Here is a 23676-nt window from a genome sequence, read left to right on the forward strand (position 1 = left end):
CCCGGTGCTCCCGGGGGCGGCCCCACGCTCGGCCGGACGCGGTCAGTGCATGCCGGCCGCGGCCGCCTCCTCGCGGGCGCGGCGCTCGTCACCGCTGAGCGTGTTCAGCGGCTTCTCCTTGATGAACAGCACGACGATGAGGGCGAGCAGCGCGAAGGGCGCGCCGATGAGGAACATCTCCGACGTGGCGATGCCGTAGACGTCCTGCACGATCCGCAGCACCGGTTCCGGCAGGGCGGACAGGTCCGGCACCTCGGCCGATCCCCCGTCGGCCGCGATCGGGCCCAGGCGCTCGACGGTCAGTGAGGTCACCCGGTTCGCCAGCACCGCGCCGAGCGCGCTGACGCCGACCGCGCCGCCCATGCTGCGGAAGAACGTCAGCACCGAGGTGGCAGCGCCGAGTTCGGCGGCCGGCACGTCGTTCTGCGCGGCGAGCACCAGGTTCTGCAGGAGCATGCCGACGCCGACGCCCAGCACCGCCATGTGGACCGACAGCACCGGCACGCTCGTGGTCGCGTCGATGGTGCTCAGCAGCAGCATGCCGACCGTCATCACCGCGGCACCGGCAACCAGGAACATCTTCCAGCGGCCGTACTTGGTGATCAGCTGGCCCGCCACTGTCGAGGAGACCAGCAGACCGAGGACCATCGGCAGGCTCATGAGGCCGGCCGCCGTCGGCGACTTGCCCAGTGAGGTCTGGAAGTACTGCGACAGGAACACGGTGCCGCCGAACATCGCCACGCCCACCAGGATGCTGGCCACCGTGGTGAGGCTGACCGTGCGGTTGCGGAAGATCCCCAGCGGGATGATCGGCTCCTCGGTGCGGGCCTCGACGAACACGGCGAGCGCGAGCAGCGCCAGGCCGCCGCCGACCAGCAGCGCGGTCCAGCCGGAGGCCCAGTCGAACTTGTTGCCGGCCAGCGACGACCAGATCAGCAGCGTGGACACGCCCGAGGTGATGAGCAGGGCGCCGAGCCAGTCGATGCGGACCTTGCGGCGCACCACCGGCAGGTGCAGCGTCTTCTGCAGCAGCACGATGGACAGCAGGCTGAACGGCACGCCGATCAGGAAGCACCAGCGCCAGCCGAGCCAGGACGTGTCGACCAGGACGCCACCGATCAGCGGGCCGGCGATGGTGCCGACACCGAAGACGGCGCCGAAGATGCCGGCGTACCGGCCCAGCTCACGCGGCGGGATCATGGCCGCCATGACGATCGTGGCGAGCGCCGTCATGCCGCCCGCGCCGATGCCCTGGATGACCCGGCTGAGCAGCAGCACCTCGACGTTCGGGGTGAAACCGGCGACGAGCGAACCGGCCACGAAAAGGCCGAGGGACAACTGGATCAGCAGTTTCTTGCTGTAGAGGTCGGCCATCTTGCCCCACAGCGGCACCGTCGCGGTCATCGCGAGCAGCTCGCTGGTGACGATCCAGGTGTAGACGGTCTGGCTGCCGTTCAGGTCGGCGATGATCCGGGGCAGCGCGTTCGCCACCACCGTCGAGGCGAGGATCGCCACGAACATGCCGACCATCAGGCCGGACAACGCCTGGAGGACCTCCCGGCGCGACATCCGCGTACCCGTCTCGGCGGGTGGAACAGTGGCGGTGGTCATCGAACTCCTTGTCGTGTGCACGTGCGAGCGGCCGCGCGAGGGCGGCGGCCGGTACGGATGGAGGGGTCAGTGCGGATCGGGCAGGCCGGCGGCGACGGCGGCGAACGCCCCGGCGGTCAGCTCGCGCAGCGTCGTGGTGTCGGGTCGCTCGACCCACTGCATCAGGGCCGTGCGGAACACCGCGCCGGCGACAGTGGTGACGAGCGTCGGGTGGCCGTGGCACGGGTCGAGCCCCAGCCGGGCGGCCACGGCGGCGACGATCACCTGCTCGGTCTCGGCGTTGCCGCTGATCAGACGCGGTAGCAGCGACGGGTTCGCCGCGATGACCCGCAGGCGCAGCAGCCACACCTCCCGGTCGGCCTCGATGGCCTCGACCACGTCGTCGAAGGCCAGCCTCAGCGCGTCGAACGCGGACACCTGCGGCGGCGCGGCGACGATCCGGGCGGCCAGTAGCTCGCGGTCCGTCGGCTGGTCGCCGAGCAGCGCCTCGTCCTTGCTGGGGAAGTAGTTGAAGAAGGTGCGGGCCGACACGTCGGCCGCCTCGCTGATCTCCTCCACAGTCACCTGGTCCAGGCCCCGCTCGGCGACCAGGCGCAGCGCGGCCGCGCTGAGGGCTGCGCGGGTCTGACGCTTCTTGCGGTCACGCAGGCCGGGGCGGTTCTGATCCGAGGTCACGCCGCGACTCTACGAGCGATCTTGCAGACAGTGCAAACTTTTAGTCAGTGAAGTGACGTGGGACGCAGCGGCGCCGGAAAACGGATTGAGAGCGGTTTGGGCCCTGCCGTACGGTCCCTGCACCTGTCGCCGCAGCGAAGAAGGACGATTCCGCGTGACCCCTCCTGCTCTCTGACCTGACACGTTCCCCACGCCTGTAGCCGACGCCCCGCGCGCCGGCTCGCCGGGCTGCCCTCGCGCGCCCGGCCACAGCGTCCGAGGCCGCGCGTAATCGGCCTCGAGTCAGGTCTTCAGAGATCAGGTCCTCATGTCTTCCCAACCTCATACCGTGCTGTCCTGGGTCGTCCGCCGGACCCGCCTTCCGCTGCTGTCGCTGCGCTGCGTCACCTGCCGGGCGGAATCGGCCACCGCCGCCCGGGGCAGGTTCCGCGTCAACGCCAACGGCAAGCTGCTGGACGTGTGGCTGCTGGTGCACTGCGTGTCCTGCGACCGGACCGTCAAGCTCACCGTCCGCGAGCGAGCGACGGTCAGTTCGTTCGACCCCGTCGATCTGCACGGCCACCACCTCAACGATCCCGACCTGGTGGCGGCCACACTGCTGGACCCGGCGTTCGCCCGGCGTTGCCGCTTCACCCTCGACTGGACCGGTGCGTGGCGCCTGGACGCGCCGGTCGTGCCGCTCGACGGGTGGCCGGTCCGGGTGAACGTCACGTTCGACGATCCGGTTCCGGTGCGCCCGGACCGGCTCATCGCGCACCGGTTCGGGCTCACCCGGGCCGAGGTGCTGCGCCGGGTCAAGTCCGACATCTCGCTGAAGCGTCCGACGAGCTCCGCCTTCACCTTCACGGTGCTGGCGGAGGACTGACCAGGGCGTGGGGGGGGGCGGGGCCCCCCCCCCCCCCCCGCCGATCGAGGTGAGCGGTGGCCATACCACCACACGTTCCACAACCCGCCGACCGCGACGCCGGCTGACGTCCGCGCGGCTCTCGGCCGCGCGGACGTCAGCGCTGCTCTCGACGCGATGGTCGGCTGCGCGTTGTACGGCGACGGCGACTGGCAGGAGGCACAGGAGCTCTACCTGGAGTTGCTCGATCACGACGACCACCAGGTGCAGGCGCTCGCCGCCACCTGCCTCGGACACCTCGCGAGGGTCTACCGCCGGCTCGACGAGCGTCCGGTGATCGCCGCCCTGCGGCGGGCGCGTACCAGACCTCACGTGAGAGGAAACGCGACCAACGCACTGGACGACATCGAGGTGTTCCTGCATCCCCGCCGGGCGCGTCGACGAGGACGTCTGCGGCGTCTGATCCCGCCGTGGACGTGGCCCGCCTGACAGCGCGGCTGCCACCTGCACCTACCCCGGCGACTACGGTCGCTGCCCGGCACTGCCACGGGTGACGGACAACTCGGCCTCGATCAGGTCGGCGGCCCGGTCGGCGCCGCCGGCGGCCCGGGCCTGCCGCTTCAGCTCGGCGCTGCGGGCCACCACGGCGGGGTCCGAGGTGAGGGCGAGCAACGCCTCGCGCAGCTCCGCGGCGGTGACGGTGCCCGAGTCGACGACCCGGGCGATGCCCAGGGCGGCCAACTGCTCGGCGTTCGCGAACTGGTCGGCCGCCTGCGGTACGGCGATCATCGGCGTCCCGCAGTAGAGACCTTCGCTGCTGCCGCCCATGCCGGCGTGGGTGACGAAGGCATCCGCCTGCTCCAGTACGGCCAGCTGCGGCACCCACGGGTGCACCTCGACGGTGTCCGGGACGGGACCGAGCTCGGCGGGTTCGACGTGCTTGCCGATCTGCAGAACCGTGTGCCAGCCGGGCAGGTCACCGAACGCGGTGATGCAGCGGCGGTAGAACTCGGCCTGCTGGGTGAAGGCGGAACCGAGCGAGACGAGCAGCACCTTCTCGGCCCGCTCCGGTCGTACCCATGGTCCCTGGTCGGAGCGGTCGCCCAGGACCGGGCCGACGAAGCTGTAGACCGACCGGTCCACCCGGTCGGCGTTCGGCTGGAGCGCCTCCGGCGGCAGGACGAGGCTGCGCACCGGCCGTCCCTGGAACGCCATGCTGTCGGTGACCGACGAACCCTCCGCGGTCAGCCACGCCGTGAACCGCCGGTAGTAGTCGGCGCCGCGCGGATCGGCCCGCATCGCCTCCACCGCCGGCGCCATCTCCTGCTCGTAGCCGTCCCAGGCGACGAACGTGGAGGAGAGCTGGACGGCGGGGATCCCCCACTGCTCGCCGAGCAGCCGAGCCGGCGCGCCGGCGATGTCGTAGAGGAACAGGTCCGGCCGGTCGTCGGCGTAGGCGGCCCGCAGCTGCGGCAGCATGGCGACGGCGTCGTCGAGGAAGAGCGTGAGCTGCTCGATCGGGTCGTCGGTGCCGGCTCCGCCGTCGGCGGGCAGCGTCGAGGTGTACGGCTTCAGCTCCGCACCGGTACGCAGGATGACCTCGGCGAAGGCGGGATCGTTCGCGTAGGTGACCCGGTGGCCGCGCCGTACGAGGGTACGGATGATCTCCAGGCTCGGGTTGACGTGGCCGTGGAACGGGATGCTGACCATGGCGATGTGCGGCAAGTGATCTCCTGATCTCTGCTGAGACGAGACGTACCGTCTCGCCCGACTAGCAGAGCACGGCGCCGCCGCTCCGTCAAGACGATACGTATCGTCTCGTTGTAGGCTCCGTGGCGTGACCCCGCAGCCCGCCCGCCGCAACGAGCAGTCCCGCCGCGCGATCCTCGCCGCCGCCCTGGAACTGCTGACCGAGACCGGCTACCCGGCCCTGACCGTCGAGGCGATCGCCGCCCGCGCCGGCGTCGGCAAGCAGACCATCTACCGCTGGTGGCGTGGCAAGGGCGCGGTCATCCTGGACGCGCTCGCCGACGACATGCCGGAGGTCATCGCCCTGCCCGACACCGGTGACCTGCGCGCCGACCTGCGCGAGGTTCTCCGGGCCACCGTCGCCGAGTTCGCCGATCCGCGGCTGTCGGCGACCACCCGCGCCATCACCATCGAGACACTCGCCGACGAGGACCTGGCCGGCCAGGCACGCGACCGGCTGCTCCGCCCCCAGTTGAACGCGGTCCGCGGACGCCTGGAGGCCGCCCGCGAGGCCGGTCAGGTACGCCCCGACGCTCCGCTGGACCAGGTGGTGGAGCTGCTGTTCGGCCCGCTCTACCACCGCTGGCTGCTGCGCAACGGCCCACTGACCGACGACTACGCCGACGGCATCGTCGACCTGGTCGTCGCCGCCGTCGCCCCGTCAACGAGCACCGGCCGCTAGCCATTCGTCTGTGGCCTGTCGCGGGCGGCCTGTCCGGTGGCCAGTTCCTGCGACAGCCGATCGAGTCCGTCCCTTATCAGCTTCCCGTAGTCGTCGTCGCCGAGCGCGCCCATCCCCTCCCGGGCCCGCCGGAGGTGCTCCCGCGCCTGGTCTAGTTCGCCGAGCTTGCGGTGGCACTCGGCCAGGTTGAGATGCAGCGACGGATACAGCCCGGCAACCGACATCGGCACACCGGCCCGCGCGACCCGCTCGTCGGTGAGCAGGTCGGCCGCCGCGAGCGCCCGCCGGTCCCAGACCAGTTCCTGGCGTACGTCGTCCTGCACGTCGGCCATCGCGTGGGCGAGGACGCAGACGTGCAGTGGATCGCCCTGCTCGCCGCCGATCTCGTGCCAGAGCCGGGCGAACAGGTCGCGTGCGTCCTCCCGCCGACCGTGCCGGTGGTGCATCTGTACGCCGTCGTTGATCCGGCTCAGCGTCGCGTCGAACACCATCGCCTGCTCCCCTGGGATCGGCTGCGGTGACGTGATCGTACGCCGGCAGCCGCCAAGAGCCTGCCCGCACATAACTGTCATTATGGTGTAGCTGCGTTTCGTCCGATTTGGTCGGATCTATTAACGGATTATCAATACCAGTATTGCGGTAAGTCGCTCGCGCGGTTCGGTTGCTTCCGCATCGGCGTTTGGGAAGGATCGAGAGGTGCCGACCCGATGGAGACGGGAACCTCTCGCCGTAGCCACCTGCCTGGTGCTGGCGGCGACTGGCTGCACGATCGGAGGCGGCCCGGCACGACCTGGACCCGCCGATTCCACGGACCCCGGCTCGCAAGCCCCACTGCTGCCACCGCTGCCTCAGGACGGGCAGCGCCTCTCGTGCGACGACTCCGTCGCCACCGTGGCGGATCCGGGCGAGGCGTACCGCGTGGTGGCGGACAGCGTCGCGGTGTCGTCGCAAGTCCTGCAACCCGCTGCGTCATCTGACGACCCGGGACCGACTCGCCTCTTCGCCAAGTGGGGCCTGCTCGTACGGGCCGGTGCGGCCGTCGAGGTGCAGGTGCCACCCGGGTGGGACGGCCGAGCCCGCATCGGCTGGGGCGCCGCAGCGGAACCGGTGACCCTTGTGCAGGTCGAGGCGTGCCCCGCGGCCGGCTCACCGTCCGCATGGTCGGTCTTCACCGGCGGCACCTGGGTGGCGGTTCCGGCGTGCGTACCGCTCATCATCCGATCTGAGGGACGAGAAGCCGTTGCACGGTTGTCGGTGGGTGCCGTCTGTGACCGGAGCGCGTCCTAACGCGCGAACGGCCTGATCACCTCGAAGAGCTCGGGGAACCGCACCGGGATGCCGCTCTCCGCGCTCTTGCGGTCGAGGAACGCCTTCGTCACGGCGAACCTGTCGAAGATGGCGGGCAGCGGGCGCAGCCTGCGCTCCAGCGGGACGAAGAAGTCGTCCCAGTGGATCGGCACGATCAGGTCAGGGCGCGTCGCTTCCACCACGTGCCGCCAGTAGTCGCTCCGGAACTGCTTCGGCTGCACCCCCAGGGCACCCACCGCGAGATACAGCACGTCGGCGTCGAGTCCGTCGAACCTGCCCGGTACGAAGTTGGCGCTCGGATGGATCAGGAGCGAGCCGCAGGGGTGGGTGATGAGGAAGGAGAAGCATCCGCCGTCGCGGTAACTGTTCGCCCTGACCGGCGGGACCAGCGGCTGCTCGATCGTGCCCGGGAACCTGTTGTCCGGGCTGTGGACGCCGGCGAGCACGCGCACGGTGAACCCGCCGATTGTGTGTTCGTCGCCGTCGGCGATCCGCGTCATCGACTCCTCGCCGAGGCCCGAGCCGCGCCCCACGTGGAGAGTCGACTCGGAGCCGAACAGCCGTCCTCCGAGGAGCTTGACGACCTCGGGGGCGTCCATGGCGTGGTCGTAGTGGGAATGGGCGACGAAGAGCGCGTCGAGACCTGTCACACCGGCCCGGGTCAGGGCGCGGGTGATCCGCCCGAGGTCGGGGGCGATGCGGCCGAGCGCGACCCGGAGCAGGGACGGCCTGCTCAGGAAGCCGTCGATCAGAATTCCCGACGTCCCGTCGGACAGGTGGACGGTCGTGGTGCCGAAGAAGGTCGCTTCGACAGCTGCCCCAGTGGCGCCCATGGTCGGATGGTAGTGCGCCGACGAGCCGCTGATCGTCAGCCGGTTCGTACGTATAGGAGACCGGGCCGGCGACCGGGGACGACGACGATCGCCCACCGTCGATAGGGTGACCGGATGGACGAAGACGCACGAGCTCGGCACTCCTCGTCGTTCGGCGCGGCGGCGACCGCCTACGCCGAACACCGCCCGGACTACGCGCAGGCCGCCCTGCGGTGGGCGCTGGAACCCGCACCCGGCGCGCGGGTGCTCGACCTCGGCGCGGGCACCGGCAAGCTCACCGCCACGCTGGCCGAGGTGAGCGGCGACGTGACGGCGGTCGAGCCGGACCCGGCGATGCTCGCCGAACTGCGCCGCACCCTGCCGGACGTACGTGCGCTGCCCGGCAGCGCCGAGGCGATCCCGCTGCCGGACGCCTCCGTCGACGCCGTGGTCGCCGGCAACGCCATGCACTGGTTCGACATGGCCGTGGCCGGGCCGGAGATCGCCCGGGTCCTCTCCCCCGGCGGAGTCCTGGCCGGGCTGTGGAACGTCGTGGACGACCGGGTCGACTGGGTGGCGGGGCTCGCGGCGGTAAGTGGAAGCGCCGCCATCGGCCCCCGGGACACGCCCGCGAGCTGGCGCGTCGCCACGGCCGGGATGCACCTGCCGAAGACGGGTGAGGCGCGGTTCGGTTCGCCCGAGCAGGCGGAGTTCCCGCACGGGCAGCGCCGCACCGCCGACTCGCTCGTGGCGACGCTCGCCACCCGGGCGGGAATGCTGGTCATGCCGGAACGGGAGCGCTCGGAGGCGCTCGACCGCATCCGCGCGTACCTGGCGAGCCGGCCGGAGACGGCCGACGGGGAGTTCACGCTCCCGATGCTGACGTGCGTGCTGCGCGTACACCGGTTGTGAGGACGACGACCGGCGCGGACGTCCGGTCCGCCGCCGCCGCGATGACCGCCGTGCTGCGGCCCGCCGCCGACCGGGACTGGACGGTACGCGCGGGCGACCTGGACTGGTCCTGCTGGACCACCGCCGCGCACGTCGCGCACGACCTGGTCGCGTACGCCGGTCAGGTCTCGGGTCGGCCCGGCGACGGCTACCTGCCGTTCGACCTGCGGGTACGTGCCGACGCCGCGCCCGCCGAGGTGCTCACCGTCGCGGCGGCCGGGGCCGGGATGCTCGCCGCCACGGTCGACACCGCGAGCCCGGACGACCGGGCGTGGCACTTCGGCCCGTGCGATCCGGGCGGGTTCGCCGCGATGGGCGTGGCCGAGATCCTGCTGCACACACACGACCTGACCCGAGGGCTCGGCCTGGACTGGTCGCCACCCGCCGGGCTGTGTGCCCGGGTGGTGCACCGGTTGTTCCCCGACGCGCCGGACGGCGAGCCGGCGCCGGTGCTGCTGTGGCTGACCGGCCGCGCGCCGCTCGGCGAACGGCCACGGCGTGCCGCGTGGACCTGGCAGGCGGCGCGCCCCTGAGCGGTCTCAGCGGCGCCACCAGCGCCAACGGCGGCGCGGGCGGGCCGGGGCGGCGCGGGGCGCCTCCGGTGCGGTGGCGACCGGCGCGGCGCGTTCCCGGTCGGCGCGCCAGCGGCGCACCGCCTCCTCGACGTTGACCGGACGGACCACCACGCGTGGCCCGGTCGGGGTACGCAGCCAGGCCACCACCTCGGTGTTGAGCGCCGCCACGTACGACCGGACGGCCTCCTCGGTGGGCAGGTCGCGCAGCTCGGCCGGGAGCTGTTCGATGCGGCGGCGCAACTGCAGCGGCGTGGGCAGCAGCAGGTCGGACGGGATCTGCTCGCGCTCCATGAAGCTGCGGATCCACCAGCCCTCGTCGTAGGGCATGTCGCGCCCCGGGATGGGCTTGCCGGCACCCGGCAGGTTGTCGAACTCGCCGCGTTCCTGGGCCGAGCGGATCTGCGCCTCGACCGCGGCCTCCCAGCCTGTCGTCACCGCCGTCACCTCCCGTACCCACGGTATCCGCCGCCGTCCGACAAGAGTCAGCGTCGCGCGGGGCCGGACTGTTCCCGGGGCGCTCGGCGGGGACGCCGCGTACCGTGCCACCGGGTACGGGAAAGGGGTGACGACGTGCGCGACTGGCTCATCGGACTCGCTGTGGCGACGGCCTGCCTGGTCGCGAGCTGGGCGGTGCTGGTGCTGCTGGCCCGGCGCCTGCCTCCGGGGATCCTGCGCGATCTGGCCGCTTTCCTGCCCGACTGCGTGACCGCTGTGCGGCGGCTGCGCCGCGACCCGCGGGTGCCCCGCCGCGCCCGGGTCGCGATCGTGGTCGCCGGGCTCTGGGTGGCCAGCCCGATCGACCTGATCCCGGAGTTCCTGCCGGTGATCGGGCCGCTCGACGACATCGTGGTGGTGGCGCTCGCGTTGCGCTACGCCGCCCGGCAGGTGCCCCGGCGGGTGCTGCTGGACGCGTGGCCGGGCGAGCCGCGGCTGCTGCTGCGCCTGCTCGGCGGCGCCGTCACGTCTTCCCCGTCATGAGACCGGCCGGCGGCGGATGTGGCGGTGGCCGTCCCGGGGGAACGGCGGGCGGGCCGGCAGCACCTCGGCGAACGCGTACCCGCTCTTCTCCGCCACCCGGCAGGAGGCCGGGTTGTCGACCTGGTGCAGCAGCTCCAGGTGGGTCAGGCCGGTGGCGGCGAACCGGGCGAACGCCCACGCGGTGACCGCCTCCACCGCGCGTGGCGCGACGCCGCGACCGCGTGCCGGCGCGGCGGTCCAGTAGCCGACCTCGGCGGCCGGGCGTCCCGGGCGGACGTCCTTGAGCACCACGCAGGCCACCACCTGCGCCCCCTCCAGCACGGCGAACATGAACCGGTGCCCGGCGGCCCAGCCCTGGTGGCTGCGGCGCAGGAACACCTGCGCCTGCACCGGACCGGTCACCGGATGTGTGGTCCAGGCGCGCAGCACCGGATCCCGGTACGCCTCGATCAGCGCGTCGGCGTCGCCGTCGCGCCACGGGCGCAGCAGCAGCGCGGGCGCGGTCGCAGTGGCCGGCGCGGACAGCACGATCGACATGCCGCAAGTATCACAGCCGCAACACCGGCACCACCGCCCCCGAATCCGGCGATCATGAGGTTGGCGGTGACGAATCGGACGCCAACGGCAGCCAACCTCATGACCGCCGGAGCAGGGGGCGGAAGTGGAGGGTGGGTGGGCGTAGGGTCCGGGGAAGGGCGGCAAACGGGGAGGCGTCGTGGTCACTGTCGGTGCGGTCATGGGAATCGCCCTGGTGGCGCTCGGTCTGGTGCTCACGCCCGGGCCGAACATGGTCTACCTGGTGTCCCGTTCGGTGACGCAGGGGCGGCGGGCCGGGCTGGTGTCGCTGCTCGGCGTGGCGGCCGGTTTCCTCGTCTACCTGACTGCCGCGGTGGCCGGCATCGCCACCGTGTTCGTGCTGGTCCCGCCGCTGTACACGGCCGTGAAGCTGGCCGGTGCGGCGTACCTGCTGTGGCTGGCCTGGCGGACGCTGCGCCCCGGTGGCACGTCGGCGTTCACCCCGACGCCGCTGCCGCCGGACCGGCCCCGGCGCCTGTTCACCATGGGCCTGGTCACCAACCTGCTCAACCCGAAGATCGCCATCCTGTACGTGTCGTTGCTGCCGCAGTTCGTCGACCCGGCACGTGGGCACGTGGCGGTGCAGAGCCTCCTGCTCGGCCTGACTCAGATCGTCGTGGCGCTCACCGTGAACGCGCTCATCGTGCTCAGCGCCGGCTCGGTGTCGGCGTTCCTCACCCGCCGGCCGGGTTGGGCGCGCCTGCAGCGGTGGGTGATGGGCACGGTGCTGGCGGCGCTCGCGGTGCGGATCGCCGCCGACCGCTCCCGCGCCGCCGTCGCCACCCCCTGACCGGGGGTACGCGCGTCAGCGCCCGCCCGGGGCGGTGTCACGGGACCTCCTCGCGCACCACGGCCACGCCACCCGGTGCCACCGTCAACACGCTGCCGACCGCCTCGCCGGTCAGCAACTCGAACCCCGCAGCCGGCACCCGCTGCGGCTGGTCGGTGTGGTTGAGCAGGTAGAGCAGGCTCCCGTCGCCGTCGTGCCGGCGTACCGCCTCGACACCCGAGGGCGCGCCGGGGCAGGTGGGGGTGACGCCGGCGAGCCGGGCCGCCTCGGTGAGCAGCCGCCGGTAGGTGTCGTCGTCGGGGCGGGTGGAGACGTACCAGGCGTACGCGTCACCGACCCGGTTCCGGGTGACGGCGGGCCGTCCGTGCAGCACTCCCCCGGCGTACGCGCTGACCGTCTCGGCGCCGGCCGGGTGCACCGTCTCCGACCAGATCCGGCCGGTCCCGCCGCCGGTCAGCGGCACCCGATCGTCGTCGGCCAGGGGATGGAACTCCTCCACCCGCACGCCGAGCAGGTCCCGGTACGCGCCCGGATAGCCGCCCAGGCGCACCCGGGCGTGCTCGTCGGCCACACCGCTGAGCCAGGTGACCAGCAGGTGCCCGCCACCGTGGACGTGCCGGCGTACCCAGTCGACTGTGGCGTCCGAGGCCAGGTAGAGGGCGGGCAGCACCAGCAGCCGGACGCCGTCGAGCGGTGCGCCGGGGGGCACCACGTCGGCGGTGACGCCCGCGTGCCACAGCGCCCGGTGCACGGCGGCCACCTCGCCGCTGTGGTCGAGTCCGTCGCGGGGCATCCCCGGGTGCCGCAGCGCCCAGCCGCTCGCCGCGTCGTACGCGATGGCCACTGCTGCCTGGACGCGGCCCGGCGCGGTCCCGGCGAGCCGGGCCAGCGCGGCGCCCAGCGCGGTGGCCTCGCGGAACACGCGGGTGTCAGCGCCGGCGTGCGATACCACTGCCGAGTGGAAGCGTTCCGCGCCGCCGGCCGGGGCACGCCACTGGAAGAACATCACCCCGGCGGAGCCGCGCGCCACGTGGGCGAGGCTGTGCCGGGTCATCCGGCCGGGTTCCTTCGTGTGCATCCGTCCGCCGGTGTGGATCTGGTTGGGGGCGCTCTCCATCAGCAGCCACGGCACCGGCCGGGCTGCGCCGTGGTGGGCCCAGCCGCGGGCCAGGTCGGCGGCGAACGCGGTCTGTTCCTCCGCACCGGCGCCGCTCGTGGACGGGTAGTGGTCGATCGCGACCAGGTCGACCTCGCGCGCCCAGCGGGCGTGGTCGACCGGCACCCAGTCGCCGAGCACGTAGTTGGTGGTGACCGGTATCGCCGGGTTCGCCGCGCGCAGCAGGTCCCGCTGGTCGGTGTACGCGGACAGCAGCGTGTCGGACCAGAAGCGGCGGAAGTCGAGCAGCTGGCCGGGGTTGCCGAGGTACTGGGTGGCGCGGGGCGTGCCGACCTGCGCCCAGTCGGAGTAGTGCTGGCTCCAGAAGCTGGTGACCCAGGCGTCGTTCAGTGCGTCGAGGTCGCCGTAGCGGGTGGTGAGCCAGCGGCGGAACGCCGCCTCGGCATGCGGGCAGTGGCAGGTGGTGCCGTACTCGTTGTGCACGTGCCACAGCGTCAGCGCCGGGTGGTCCGCGTACCGGGCGGCCAGCACCCCGGCGATGCTCCGGGCGGCCTCCCGGTACGCGGGTGCGGCGGCGCAGTAGGTGTCCCGGCTGCCGTGGGTCAGGCGTACGCCGTCGGCGGTGACCGGCAGCGCGTCCGGGTGACGCAGCGAGAACCACGGCGGCGGTGACGCGGTGGGGGTGGCCAGGGCGGCCCGGATGCCGGCGGTGTGCAGCAGGTCCAGCACATCGTCGAGCCAGTCGAACGTGTAGCGGCCGGGTTCGGGTTCCAGCCGGGACCAGGCGAACACGCCGACGGTGACCAGGTTGACCCCGGCGGCGCGCATCAGGGCGACGTCCTCGCGCCACACCCGCGGCGGCCACTGCTCCGGGTTCCAGTCGCCGCCGTAGCAGAGCCGGCCGTCGCCCCACGGCGCTTTAGTTGTCATCCCGGCCAAAATAGGAACAGGTGAGAAGGAAAGTCAATGCCGTCGATCATTGACAGTTAGTTGGGCTTCCAAAGAAACTGGCGGGACCGCCCGTGGACGCCGCGAGGAGACGCCCATGCCGTACCGCCCGCCGCTGGTCCCGTACGAGACGTTCGTGGCCGACCCGCCCGACCTCCCGGTCCGCTCCCCCGGCGAGGAGGGCGCCGACGACGTGCTGCGGGCCGAGGTGGCCGCGACCGACGCGCACGGCGTCACGCTCACCGCGACCTGCGCGTCCGGCCGCACGCTCGTGGCGCGCGTCGAGGCCGCCGGGGACGGGATCATCCGGGTACGCCTCGCCGACGACCTCTCCGTCCGCAGCCGCTCCGCGGCCGCGCTGACACTGGTCCACCCGCAGCCGCACCCCGCCACCGTGACAGTCACCGACGGGCACGCGCGCGTCGGTGCCGGCGGCGTGGTCGCCGAGGTGCGCCTGGACCCGTGGGGGCTGCGGTTCCTCACCCCCGACGGGCGGCTGCTCCTGGCCTCCGACGCCGGCACCCGGGACATCAGCGGCCGCCGCCGCACGCTGCCGCTCGGCCGCTCCACAGTCGACGGCGAGCCGGTCGCCTGGCACGAGAGCTTCGTGGCCCCCGGCGACGAACGGTTCGTCGGCTTCGGCGAGAAGTTCACGCCGCTGGACAAGCGCGGCCAGCGTCCGCTGATGTGGAACTTCGACGCCTTCGGGGGCGAGTCCGACCGCTCGCACAAGAACGTGCCGTTCTACCTGTCCGACCGCGGCTACGGCGTGCTGGTCGACAGCGGGCTGCCGGTGCAGTTCGACGTGTGCGCAAGCACCCACAGCAGCGTGCAGATCCTCGTCCCGGACGACCTGCTCGACTACTACGTGCTGGCCGGGCCCACACCGGAGCGGGTACTCGACCGGCTCGACACGCTGACCGGCCGGCCGTACCTGCCGCCGCGGTGGGCGTTCGGCGCGTGGATCTCCTCCGGCTTCTTCCCGGACAGCCAGCAGCGGGTGCTGGAACGGGCGCGGCGTATCCGCGAGCGGGACATCCCCTGCGACGTGCTGCACCTCGACTGCTACTGGCAGGTCGCCGGGCACTGGTCGGACCTGCGCTGGGACGCCGCCGCCTTCCCCGACCCGGACGGGATGCTCAAGGACCTCACCGAACAGGGCTTCCGGGTGTGCCTGTGGATGAACCCGTACCTGATGACCGGCAGCCCGCTCTACGCCGAGGCCGAGGCCGCCGGGTACCTCCTGCGCCGCCCGGACGGGAACACGTACGTCGCCGACACCTGGCACGGCAGCTACCCCGAGTGCGCCATCGTGGACCTGACGAACCCGGCGGCGGTGCGCTGGTTCCAGGGCCTGCTGCGTCCACTGCTGGCGCAGGGCGTCGCGGTGTTCAAGACCGACTTCGCCGAGGGCGTGCCCGCCGACGCGGTGGCGCACAACGGCATGACCGGCGTCGAACTGCACAACGTGTACGCGCTGCTGTTCAACGACGCGGTCGCCGACGTCACCGAGGAGGTGGCCGGGCACCGTACGGTGTGGGCGCGCTCGTCGTACCTCGGCGGGCAGCGGCACAGCGCGCAGTGGAGCGGCGACGTGAACGCCACCTGGCCGGGCATGGCCAGCACCCTGCGCGGCGGCCTGTCCCACGGGCTGTCCGGGGTGCCGTTCTGGAGCCACGACACCGGCGGCTTCCACGGCACCCCCGAGCCGGACCTGTACGTGCGCTGGACCCAGTTCGGCGCGCTCTCCCCGCTGGTGCGGCTGCACGGCACCACCAGCCGGCTGCCGTGGGAGTTCCCGCCCGAGGCGGAACGGCACGCGGTGGACGCGCTGCGGCTGCGCTACCGGCTGCTGCCGTACCTCTGGTCGGCGGCGGTGGCGAGCGCCCGCACCGGCGGCCCGATGCTGCGGGCGCTGCTCGTCGACACCCCGGACGACCCGGCCGCGTGGAGCACCGACCTCCAGTACCGCCTCGGCACGGACCTGCTGGTGGCACCGGTGTTCGACCCGTCCGGCGAGCGCTCCGTGTACCTGCCGACCGGCGACGACTGGCTCGACGCGCACACCGGGCAGCGGCACCCCGGCGGCCGGCACCTGCGGGTGAACGCGCCGCTGGACCGGCTACCGCTGTACGTGCGGTACGGCGCGCTGATCCCCACAGTGGCGCCCGGGCCGACGGTCGGAACCGGCCCGTTCCGGGACGTCACGCTCGTGGCCTGGGGCGGCGTCGACGGCGTGACAGTGGTGCACGATCCCGACGGCGACACCACCGTCACAGCCACGCGCGACGGCGACACGCTTCGCCTCCGCGTGGACGGGCCGCTGGACGTCCGGCGCGTCAGCGTCGTCGGGACGGACCCGCCGCGCCGGGTGGTACTCGACGGCGAGACGGCCCCGGTGACGCCGTTCGCGCCGTGGTTCGGCGGCGGAGACCGACCGGCCGGGATCTCGCCCCTTTAGTTTAAGCTGTAGCCGAACTCGGGGCCGGGCGCAGGAGGCGGGCAGTACGTGATCAGCATCGACCGGCCGACGGCCGACCTCGGCGACGTGCGGGTGACCAACCGGGCCGCGGTGCTTCGGCACGTCCGCCACCACGCCCCCTGTTCCCGGGCCGACGTGGCCGCCCACACCGGGCTGAACAAGGCCACCGTCTCCAGCCTGGTCGCCGAGCTGATCGAACACGGCCTGCTGCGGGAGACCGGGCTGACCGAGAACCGGGTGGGTCGCCCGGCCACGATGCTCGTCCTCGACGGCTCCCGCTACGTCGGGCTCGGCCTGCGCGTCGGCGCCGACGAACTGGTCGCGGTCGCCGCCGGGCTCGGCGGCGACCCGGTGCTGACCTGGCGGCGCGCGTTCCCCGCCGCCACCGCCGGTCCCGCGGAGACGGTGAAGGCGCTCGCCGCGCTGGTCCGGCGGGCCGTCACCCGGATCGGCGCCGACCGCACCGTGCTCGGCCTCACCGTGGCCGTACCCGGGCTGGTGAACCCCGACGGCGACGTGCCGGTGGCCCCCGCGCTGGGCTGGCGCGGCGTGCCGCTGGCCGCCTCGCTGCGTCGCGCGCTGAGCGACAGGGGTTTCCCCGTCGCCGTCGACACCGAGGCCAACCTCGCCGCGCTGGCCGAGCGGCGGCACGGCCCGTACGCCGCCACTGCCGACCTGATCCACCTGACCGGCGGCCCGGCGATCACCGCGGGCCTGATCAGCGGCGGCCGGCTGCTGCGCGGCGGGCGGGGCTTCGCCGGCGGGATCGGGCACCTGCCGCTGGCCGCGGACGGGCCGGCCTGCGACTGCGGTCGGCGCGGCTGCCTCACCGCGCTGCTCGGCGTGGACGCGGTGATCCGCCGCCTCCTGCCAGACACCGGCCCGGTCACCGACCACCTGCCGGAGATCGAACGGATCCAGGCCCTGGCCCGCGCCGGGGACGAGCCGGTACGGACCGGCCTCACCGAGATCGGCCGGCTGCTCGGGCAGGCCGTGTCGGTGCTGTCCGGGCTGCTCGACCCGGAGGTGGTAGTGGTCGGCGGGCACCTGGCGGCGCTCGCGCCGTGGCTGTTGCCGGCCGCCCACGCCGAACTCGCGGCCCGCACTCCGGTCCCGCCCGGCGTACGGCTGGAGGCCAGCACGCTCGGGTCCGCGGCCGGCGCGCTCGGCGGGGCCACCGCCGCGCTGGCCGCTGTGGAGGCGGGGCGTCTGCCCGCCGGATGACCCCTTGACCGCACCGGCCGGAAGGTGCCAACCTCGGTAGCGCCGCGATCCGGGACCGGGCAACCTGCGAAAGCGGCGTGTTTTTCGGCGGTTGTCGAAGCGCTTCACCACCGCTCCGGGCCGACTCCGCCGCACCCCCACCACCCCTTACTCGCGTACGCGACGCCGCATCACCGGCTCGTTCGTCGAAGCGCTTCGACGCACGAGCGGCAGCACGTACGCCGACCGGAGGCGCCCACCATGACCGACCCCGTCCCCCACCGTCCCGACGACCTGCTGGCCCGGCTCACGCTGCCGGAGAAGCTCGGCCTGCTGCACCAGTGGCAGGCGCCGGTGCCCCGGCTCGGCCTGCGCGCGTTCCGCACCGGCACCGAGGCGCTGCACGGCGTCGCCTGGCTCGGCACGGCCACCGTCTTCCCGCAGGCGATCGGCCTGGCCGCGACCTGGAACCCGGACCTGATCCGGGCGGTCGGGGCCGCCGTCGGCGACGAGGTGCGGGTCAAGCACCGGGCCGACCCGGACCGTGTCGGCCTCAACGTGTGGGCGCCGGTGGTCAACCCGCTGCGCGACCCCCGGTGGGGACGCAACGAGGAGGGCTGGTCCGAGGACCCGTGGCTGACCGGCCGGCTTGCCACCGCGTACGCGCTCGGTCTGCGCGGCGACCATCCGATCCGGCTGCGCACCGCGCCGACGCTCAAGCACTTCCTCGGCTACAACAACGAGACCGACCGGGCCACCACCTCCAGCGACCTGCCGCCCCGGGTGCTGCACGAGTACGAGCTGCCGGCGTTCCGCGCTCCCCTCGCGGCCGGCGCGGCGGTGGCGGTGATGGCGTCGTACAACCTGGTCGACGGTGTGCCGGCGCACCTGAGCCCGCTCATCGAGGGCGAGCTGCGTGGCTACGCCGACGACGAGATCATGGTGGTCGGCGACGCCGGGGCGGTCGGCAACATCGCCGGCGTGCAGGAATACCTGCCCGACCACGTGGCAGGCTTCGCCGCCGCGCTGCGCGCCGGGATCGACAGCTTCACCGAGGACGACGAGGACAGCACCCCCACTGTGGAACGGCTCACCGAGGCGCTGGCGCGCGGGCTCATCGACGTCGCCCACGTGGACCGGGCGGTGCGGCGGATCCTGTCCGTCCGGTCGCGGCTGGGCGACCTGAACCCCGATCCCCACGACGACGTGCCGCCCCACACGCTCGACAGCCTCGCCCACCGGGAACTCGCCCGCGAGGCCGCCCGCCAGTCGGTGGTGCTGCTGCGCAACGACGGCCTGCTGCCGCTGCGCCCCGGCACCCGCGTCGCGGTGCTCGGCCCGCTCGCCGACACAGTGCTCACCGACTGGTACAGCGGCACCCCGCCGTACACGATCAGCGCGTACGCCGGGCTGCTCGGACGGCTGCCCGAGGTGACCACCCACAGCGGCACGGACCGGATCACGCTGCACGTCGGCGACCGGGCGGTACGCCACGACGGCGACGGCCCGCTGGTGCTCGGCGACGGCCCGGCCGAGTTCGACGTGGTCGACTGGGGGCGCGACGTGGTGGCGCTGCGCTCGGTCCACACCGGCCGGTACGTCGGCGCCGACGACACCGGGGCGCTCGTGGCCGACCGCGACGGACCGGGCGGCTGGGTGGTGCGCGAGACGTTCCGCCTGGGCCACCGGAGCGACGGCACCGCGCTGCTGCACCACCTGGCCACCGGACGGCACGTCGGCGTCGCACCGGACGGGCGGCTGAGCGTCGCCACCGGCGACCCGGCCGTGTTCACAGTGACGCTGCGCGCCGACGGTGCGGCCGACGCCGCCGCGCTCGCCGCCGCCGCCGACGTGGCGGTGGTGGTGCTCGGCAACCACCCGATGGTCAACGGCCGGGAGACCGAGGACCGCGCGGACCTGGCGCTGCCCACCGGGCAGGCGGAGCTGCTGCGTGCCGTGCACGCCGCGAACCCGCGTACCGTGCTGGCGCTGACCAGCAGCTACCCGTACGCGGTGGGCTGGGCGCAGGAGCACCTGCCGGCGGTGCTGTGGAGCGCCCACGGTGGACAGGAACACGGCAACGGGCTCGCGGACGTGCTGCTCGGCGCTGCCGACCCGGGCGGGCGGCTCACCCAGACGTGGTACGCCGACGCCGCCGAACTGCCCGACCTGCTCGACTACGACGTCATCGGCGCCGACGCCACCTACCTCTACCACCGGGGCGAGCCGCTGTACCCGTTCGGGCACGGACTCAGCTACGCCACGTTCCACTACGCTGACCTCCGGTTGAGCACCGCCACGGCGCGTGCCGGCGAGGAGGTGGAGGTGAGCGTCGAGGTCACCAACACGGGCCGCCGCGCGGGCACCGAGGTCGTGCAGCTCTACACCCGGCAGCGGCGCTCGCGGGTCAAGCAGCCGCTGCGGCAGTTGCGCGACTTCGCCCGCGTCACGCTCGACCCGGGCTGCGCCGCCCGGGTGACGATGCGGCTGCGTACCGCCGATCTGGCCTGGTGGGACGAGACCCGCGCCGCGATGGTGGTGGAGGACGCCGTCCACTCGGTGCTGGTCGGCCGGTCCGCGCGGGACATCCGGCTCGCCGGCGCGCTCACCGTGACCGGCGGCGAGGCCACGGTCGAGCCGGCGGGCTCCGGAATCCGGGCGGCCCGGTGAGCGGGCGGACCCCCGGCGAGCAGGTCACCATCGCCGACGTGGCCCGCCACGCCGGGGTGGCGGCCAGCACCGTGTCGTACGTGCTCAGCGGCAAACGCGCCATCTCGGCCACCACCCGCAGCCGGGTGCTCGCCAGCGTCCGCGCGCTCGGCTACCACCCGCACGCCGGGGCCCGCGCGCTCGCCAGCCGCAAGGCCAACGTGATCGCGCTGGTGCTGCCGCTGCGTACCGGCATGCAGGTACCAGTGGTGATGCGTTTCGCCACCGCAGTGGTCACCACCGCCCGCCGCCACGACCACGACGTGCTGCTGGTCACCGCCGACGAGGGACCGGCCGGGCTGCACCGCATCGCCGGCAGCGCGCTCGTCGACGGCGTGCTGCTGATGGACGTCGAGCTGGAGGACTCCCGGGTGCCGCTGCTGCGCGAGCTGGCGCTACCCGGCGTCCTGATCGGGCACCCCGCCGACAGCACCGGGCTTGCCTGCGTGGACCTCGACTTCCGGCGCGCCGGTGAGCTGTGCGTGGAACACCTGGCCGCCGCCGGGCACCGGCGGATCGCGCTGCTCGGCGCGCCCGCCGCGGTCTACGACCGGGGCACCGGGTTCGCCCACCGCACTCGCGCCGGGGTACGCGCCGCCGCCGAGCGGCTCGGCGTCGACGCGGTGACCCGGCCCTGCGAGGAGGGACCGGCGGCGGTACGCCGCGACCTGGAGGCGCTGCTCGCCGACCACCCGGACGTCACCGGGCTGGTGGTGCAGAACGAGTCGGCGGTCGGACCGGTGCTCGCCACGCTGCCGCTGCTGGACCGCCGGGTGCCGCGCGACGTGTCGGTCGTCGCGATCTGCCCGGACGAGCTGGCCGAACAGTCGGCGCTCACCTGCGTACCGGTGCCCGCCGAGGAGGTCGGCCGGCAGGCGGTGGCGTTGCTGATGCGGCGGCTGAGCGGCGAGCCGGTGCCGGAGGTGACGTTGCTGGAACCGCACCTGACCGTGCGGGACACCAGCGCCGGCCGGTGACGGCGCACCGCATCCACGACACCGCACCGGCCGACGACTGGACGGATGCGTTCCTCACCGGCAACGGCGAGCTGGGCCTGATGGTCCACGGACGGCCGCACGCTGAGTGGATCGTGGTGAACCACCACCGGCTGGTCCTGCCCAACGGCACCCGGGGCGCCCGCGCGCCCGAGCTGGCCGCCCGGATGCCGCACATCCGCGCGCTGGTGCTCGCCGGGCGGCGGGCCGAGGCCGCCCGGCTGCTCACCGGCGGCCGGGAACTGGAGTGGACCCAGTCGTTCCACCCCGGGTACGCGCTCACAGTCGACGCGCCGCCCGGACCGGTACGCGGCTACCGGCGCGACACCGACTTCACCACCGGGGAGGTGACTGTCGAGTGGTCGGGCGGGCGGCGGCGCTGCTTCGCCTCCCGCGCCGACGCCGTGGCGGTGCTCCACCTCGACCAGGGCGACTGCGTGGTAGGGGCGACCGGTGAGCTGCCCGGCCGGCCCGCCGACGTGGTCTACGAGCGCACCGCGTACCGCCGCGACGGGCTGGTGTTCCTGCGGGTACGCGCCCGCTACCCGGACGCCGGCGGCGCGTACGGGTTCGAAGGGCTGACGCTGCTGCGCGGCGACGTGAGCGTCGACGGCGACCGGGTGCGGGTACGCGGACCGGCGCTGCTCACCACGCTCGTCGACCGGCCTGAGGAGCCGCCCTGGCGTACCCGGGCCTCGGAACGGCGGCTCGCCGCGCTCGCCGGGGACTACGACGAACTGCTGGCCCGGCACGTGCCGCGCCATCGCGGTCCGTACACCCGGGTGAGCCTGGACCTCGGCGTGCCCGCCGCCGACCGGGCGCTGCCTGTCGGTGAACTGCTGGCCCGGCAGGCCGCCGCGCCGGACCGGCTGGACCCGGCGGTGCTGGAACGGCTGTTCCACTCCGGCCGGTACCTGCTGTTGAGCGCGAGCGGGGTGCTGCCGCCCCGGCTGACCGGGCTGTGGCTGGGCTCGTGGCACGCCGCATGGGCCGGTGACTTCACCACCGACGCGAACCTGAACCTCCAGCTCGCGGGCGCGAACGTGGGCGCGTTGCCGGAGGTGACAGCGGCGCACGCCCGGCTCGTGGCCGCGCAGGTGGAGCACTGGCGCGCGAACGCCCGGGCGGTGTACGGGGCACGCGGGCTGCTGGCGCCCAGCCGCACCGACGGCGAGCACGGGCACCTGTTCCACGTCCACCCCGACTGGCCGTTCACCGCGTGGCTGGCCGGCGCGGACTGGCTGCTGCATCCGCTGCACGAACACCACCTGGTCACCGGTGAGCCGCTGGGCGAGGTGGCCGGCTGGCTGGCGGAGGTGGCGGACTTCTTCGCCGACGTGCTGACCGTTGTGGACGGCCGGTCGGCGCTGGTGCCGTCGTACTCGCCGGAGACCGGCCCGTACGACGACACCGGCCGGGTCGCGCCCGTGGCGGTGAACGCCACCATGGACGTGGCAGCGGCCCGGCACGCGCTGCGGGTGGCCGCCGAGGTGACCGGCGACGACCGGTGGACCGGGTTACGGCCGCCCGGCTACCTGGTCGACGGGCGCGGCGCGCTCGCCGAGTGGGCGTGGCCCGGCAGCACCGGCGACGAGGACCACAGACACGTCAGCCACCTTTATCCGGTGTGGCCGCTGGACGAGATCGACCCGGACGACACCCCGGAGCTGGCCGCCGCCGCGCACCGGGCGCTGACGCTGCGCGGCGACGAGAACCGGTCCGCGCACGGCAGCCTGCACCGGGCGCTGGCGGCGGCACGGCTGCGCGACGGTGAGCTGGTCGCGGCGAACCTGCGCAAGATCCTCGGCGCGGACATGTTCTTCCGGTCGCTGATGAGCGCACACAACCCGGGCCGGACCACGTACAACGCCGACGCCGCGCACACGCTGCCGGCGGTGCTGATCGAGTCGCTCGTGCAGTCCCGCCCCGGGGTGCTGCGGCTGCTGCCCGCGCCGCTACCGGGCCTGCCCGCCGGCACGCTGCGCGGCATCACCTGCCGGGGCCGGGTCGTCGTCGAGGAGCTGACCTGGGCGCCGGGCCGGGTACGGGCGCGGCTGGTGTCGCCGGTGGCGCAACGCGTGGTCGTGCACGCGCCGGGCGGCCACCGTGCGGTGGACCTGGCCCCGGGCCGGCCGCGCGAGGTGGTGTTCGGCTAGATGCTGTCGGGCTGGTGCAGCGCCGGGTGGCTCTCGCCCGGTGCGGCGTACCAGGGCGGGGCGTCGTCGGTGAGCGCGGTGGAGATCCGCAGCCGCGCCCAGTCGTCCAGGTCGGGCAGCGCGCCCGGCGCGAACCAGGCCACCGCGAGCGACTCGTCGCCGTCGGCGGTCGGGGCCCCGCCGACCGCCCGGCAGCGGAACCAGACGTTGAGGTATTCGCAGGCGTCGCCGTTGGGGTAGACCACCGGGTGGGTGGCGACACCTGCCAGCCGGTCGATCGCCACCTTCACGCCCGTCTCCTCGTGGACCTCGCGCACCAGCGCGTCGGCGGGCTGCTCGCCCGGGTCGACGGTGCCCGCCGGGACCGACCATCGGCCGTTGTCGCCCCGGCGGGCCAGCAGCACCCGCCCCGTGTCGTCGGTGACCACGCCGCTGACGCCGTACAGCAACAGCAGGTCGTGGCCGACGTGGCGGCGCAGCCGGGCGATGTAGGGCGAGACGGCCATGGCGAGCAG

General features: G+C 73.6%; 21 protein-coding genes. 12 read left to right on the forward strand and 9 right to left on the reverse strand.

Annotated features, from left to right (window positions below; genetic code table 11):
* Window positions 1-42 precede the first annotated feature (42 nt).
* A complete protein-coding gene (locus tag Q3W68_RS18170) occupies window positions 43-1611 on the reverse strand; it encodes an MDR family MFS transporter (RefSeq protein ID WP_302906560.1) in 1569 nt (522 codons plus the stop codon).
* A 66-nt stretch (window positions 1612-1677) separates the two neighbouring features.
* The gene (locus Q3W68_RS18175) at window positions 1678-2286 is read right to left on the reverse strand and encodes a TetR family transcriptional regulator (protein ID WP_302906561.1); all 609 of its coding nucleotides are present in this window, start codon (window positions 2284-2286) and stop codon (window positions 1678-1680) included.
* A gap of 328 nt (window positions 2287-2614) precedes the next feature.
* Here Q3W68_RS18175 and Q3W68_RS18180 point away from each other — a divergent pair, with 328 nt between their 5' ends.
* Window positions 2615-3151, forward strand: a complete 537-nt coding sequence (locus Q3W68_RS18180) for a DUF1062 domain-containing protein (RefSeq protein WP_302906562.1) — start codon at window positions 2615-2617, stop codon at window positions 3149-3151.
* A 156-nt stretch (window positions 3152-3307) separates the two neighbouring features.
* Window positions 3308-3619, forward strand: coding sequence for a hypothetical protein (locus Q3W68_RS18185; RefSeq protein WP_302906563.1), 312 nt, complete (start codon window positions 3308-3310; stop codon window positions 3617-3619).
* A 33-nt stretch (window positions 3620-3652) separates the two neighbouring features.
* On the opposite strand, the gene Q3W68_RS18190 is transcribed toward Q3W68_RS18185, so the two are convergent.
* Window positions 3653-4855, reverse strand: a complete 1203-nt coding sequence (locus Q3W68_RS18190; protein ID WP_302906564.1) for a macrolide family glycosyltransferase — start codon at window positions 4853-4855, stop codon at window positions 3653-3655.
* Window positions 4856-4967: 112 nt separating this feature from the next.
* Here Q3W68_RS18190 and Q3W68_RS18195 point away from each other — a divergent pair, with 112 nt between their 5' ends.
* Entirely contained in the window at window positions 4968-5561 is a 594-nt protein-coding gene (locus Q3W68_RS18195; RefSeq protein ID WP_302906565.1) for a TetR/AcrR family transcriptional regulator, read from the forward strand.
* Here the strand turns inward: Q3W68_RS18195 and Q3W68_RS18200 are convergent.
* Together Q3W68_RS18200 and Q3W68_RS18205 are read right to left on the reverse strand one after the other, a co-directional pair.
* Window positions 5558-6052: a tetratricopeptide repeat protein gene (locus Q3W68_RS18200; RefSeq protein WP_302906566.1), complete on the reverse strand. Its 495-nt coding sequence runs from the start codon at window positions 6050-6052 to the stop codon at window positions 5558-5560. The genes Q3W68_RS18195 and Q3W68_RS18200 overlap by 4 nt on opposite strands.
* Window positions 6053-6844: 792 nt before the next feature.
* Entirely contained in the window at window positions 6845-7702 is an 858-nt protein-coding gene (locus tag Q3W68_RS18205; RefSeq protein WP_302906567.1) for an MBL fold metallo-hydrolase, read from the reverse strand.
* 114 nt (window positions 7703-7816) lie between these two features.
* On the opposite strand from Q3W68_RS18205, the gene Q3W68_RS18210 reads away from it, so the two are divergent.
* Together Q3W68_RS18210 and Q3W68_RS18215 are read left to right on the forward strand one after the other, a co-directional pair.
* Window positions 7817-8593, forward strand: coding sequence for a class I SAM-dependent methyltransferase (locus Q3W68_RS18210; protein ID WP_302906568.1), 777 nt, complete (start codon window positions 7817-7819; stop codon window positions 8591-8593).
* 41 nt (window positions 8594-8634) lie between these two features.
* Window positions 8635-9165, forward strand: a complete 531-nt coding sequence (locus Q3W68_RS18215) for a hypothetical protein (RefSeq protein WP_302906707.1) — start codon at window positions 8635-8637, stop codon at window positions 9163-9165.
* 6 nt (window positions 9166-9171) lie between these two features.
* On the opposite strand, the gene Q3W68_RS18220 is transcribed toward Q3W68_RS18215, so the two are convergent.
* The gene (locus tag Q3W68_RS18220) at window positions 9172-9642 is read right to left on the reverse strand and encodes a DUF1992 domain-containing protein (RefSeq protein WP_302906569.1); all 471 of its coding nucleotides are present in this window, start codon (window positions 9640-9642) and stop codon (window positions 9172-9174) included.
* Window positions 9643-9777: 135 nt separating this feature from the next.
* Here Q3W68_RS18220 and Q3W68_RS28350 point away from each other — a divergent pair, with 135 nt between their 5' ends.
* Window positions 9778-10185, forward strand: coding sequence for a YkvA family protein (locus tag Q3W68_RS28350; RefSeq protein WP_368045746.1), 408 nt, complete (start codon window positions 9778-9780; stop codon window positions 10183-10185).
* Here the strand turns inward: Q3W68_RS28350 and Q3W68_RS18230 are convergent.
* Window positions 10180-10722, reverse strand: a complete 543-nt coding sequence (locus tag Q3W68_RS18230; RefSeq protein WP_302906570.1) for a GNAT family N-acetyltransferase — start codon at window positions 10720-10722, stop codon at window positions 10180-10182. The two genes, Q3W68_RS28350 and Q3W68_RS18230, sit on opposite strands and share 6 nt — an antisense overlap.
* Before the next feature lie 178 nt (window positions 10723-10900).
* Here Q3W68_RS18230 and Q3W68_RS18235 point away from each other — a divergent pair, with 178 nt between their 5' ends.
* Window positions 10901-11551: a LysE family translocator gene (locus Q3W68_RS18235; protein WP_302906571.1), complete on the forward strand. Its 651-nt coding sequence runs from the start codon at window positions 10901-10903 to the stop codon at window positions 11549-11551.
* A 37-nt stretch (window positions 11552-11588) separates the two neighbouring features.
* On the opposite strand, the gene Q3W68_RS18240 is transcribed toward Q3W68_RS18235, so the two are convergent.
* The gene (locus tag Q3W68_RS18240) at window positions 11589-13598 is read right to left on the reverse strand and encodes a beta-galactosidase (RefSeq protein ID WP_302906572.1); all 2010 of its coding nucleotides are present in this window, start codon (window positions 13596-13598) and stop codon (window positions 11589-11591) included.
* A 115-nt stretch (window positions 13599-13713) separates the two neighbouring features.
* Between Q3W68_RS18240 and Q3W68_RS18245 the strand changes: the two genes are divergently transcribed.
* The 5 genes from Q3W68_RS18245 to Q3W68_RS18265 all read left to right on the forward strand — a co-directional run bounded on the left by Q3W68_RS18245 (window position 13714) and on the right by Q3W68_RS18265 (window position 23161).
* On the forward strand, window positions 13714-16077 hold the full coding sequence (locus Q3W68_RS18245; protein WP_302906573.1) for a TIM-barrel domain-containing protein: 2364 nt from the start codon (window positions 13714-13716) through the stop codon (window positions 16075-16077).
* 48 nt (window positions 16078-16125) lie between these two features.
* A complete protein-coding gene (locus tag Q3W68_RS18250; protein WP_302906574.1) occupies window positions 16126-17322 on the forward strand; it encodes an ROK family transcriptional regulator in 1197 nt (398 codons plus the stop codon).
* Window positions 17323-17562: 240 nt separating this feature from the next.
* The gene (locus Q3W68_RS18255; RefSeq protein ID WP_302906575.1) at window positions 17563-19971 is read left to right on the forward strand and encodes a glycoside hydrolase family 3 C-terminal domain-containing protein; all 2409 of its coding nucleotides are present in this window, start codon (window positions 17563-17565) and stop codon (window positions 19969-19971) included.
* On the forward strand, window positions 19968-20987 hold the full coding sequence (locus Q3W68_RS18260; RefSeq protein ID WP_302906576.1) for a LacI family DNA-binding transcriptional regulator: 1020 nt from the start codon (window positions 19968-19970) through the stop codon (window positions 20985-20987). Before Q3W68_RS18255 ends, Q3W68_RS18260 begins: the two co-directional genes overlap by 4 nt.
* Window positions 20984-23161, forward strand: a complete 2178-nt coding sequence (locus tag Q3W68_RS18265) for a glycoside hydrolase family 95 protein (protein WP_302906577.1) — start codon at window positions 20984-20986, stop codon at window positions 23159-23161. Before Q3W68_RS18260 ends, Q3W68_RS18265 begins: the two co-directional genes overlap by 4 nt.
* Here the strand turns inward: Q3W68_RS18265 and Q3W68_RS18270 are convergent.
* On the reverse strand, window positions 23158-23667 hold the full coding sequence (locus tag Q3W68_RS18270; protein WP_302906578.1) for an NUDIX domain-containing protein: 510 nt from the start codon (window positions 23665-23667) through the stop codon (window positions 23158-23160). The genes Q3W68_RS18265 and Q3W68_RS18270 overlap by 4 nt on opposite strands.
* Window positions 23668-23676: the final 9 nt, after the last annotated feature.

Origin of the sequence: Micromonospora sp. C28ISP2-4 (assembly GCF_030519385.1) — a bacterium.
GTDB lineage: Bacteria > Actinomycetota > Actinomycetes > Mycobacteriales > Micromonosporaceae > Micromonospora > Micromonospora tulbaghiae.

Bases quoted from the DNA above. Each gene is read 5' to 3' on its own strand.
- Q3W68_RS18170 (WP_302906560.1), bottom strand. From the start codon at position 1,611: ATGACCACCGCCACTGTTCCACCCGCCGAGACGGGTACGCGGATGTCG.
- Q3W68_RS18185 (WP_302906563.1), top strand. From the start codon at position 3,308: ATGGTCGGCTGCGCGTTGTACGGCGACGGCGACTGGCAGGAGGCACAG.
- Q3W68_RS18200 (WP_302906566.1), bottom strand. From the start codon at position 6,052: ATGGTGTTCGACGCGACGCTGAGCCGGATCAACGACGGCGTACAGATG.
- Q3W68_RS18205 (WP_302906567.1), bottom strand. From the start codon at position 7,702: ATGGGCGCCACTGGGGCAGCTGTCGAAGCGACCTTCTTCGGCACCACG.
- Q3W68_RS18210 (WP_302906568.1), top strand. From the start codon at position 7,817: ATGGACGAAGACGCACGAGCTCGGCACTCCTCGTCGTTCGGCGCGGCG.
- Q3W68_RS18215 (WP_302906707.1), top strand. From the start codon at position 8,635: ATGACCGCCGTGCTGCGGCCCGCCGCCGACCGGGACTGGACGGTACGC.
- Q3W68_RS18230 (WP_302906570.1), bottom strand. From the start codon at position 10,722: ATGTCGATCGTGCTGTCCGCGCCGGCCACTGCGACCGCGCCCGCGCTG.
- Q3W68_RS18240 (WP_302906572.1), bottom strand. From the start codon at position 13,598: ATGACAACTAAAGCGCCGTGGGGCGACGGCCGGCTCTGCTACGGCGGC.
- Q3W68_RS18245 (WP_302906573.1), top strand. From the start codon at position 13,714: ATGCCGTACCGCCCGCCGCTGGTCCCGTACGAGACGTTCGTGGCCGAC.
- Q3W68_RS18255 (WP_302906575.1), top strand. From the start codon at position 17,563: ATGACCGACCCCGTCCCCCACCGTCCCGACGACCTGCTGGCCCGGCTC.
- Q3W68_RS18270 (WP_302906578.1), bottom strand. From the start codon at position 23,667: ATGGCCGTCTCGCCCTACATCGCCCGGCTGCGCCGCCACGTCGGCCAC.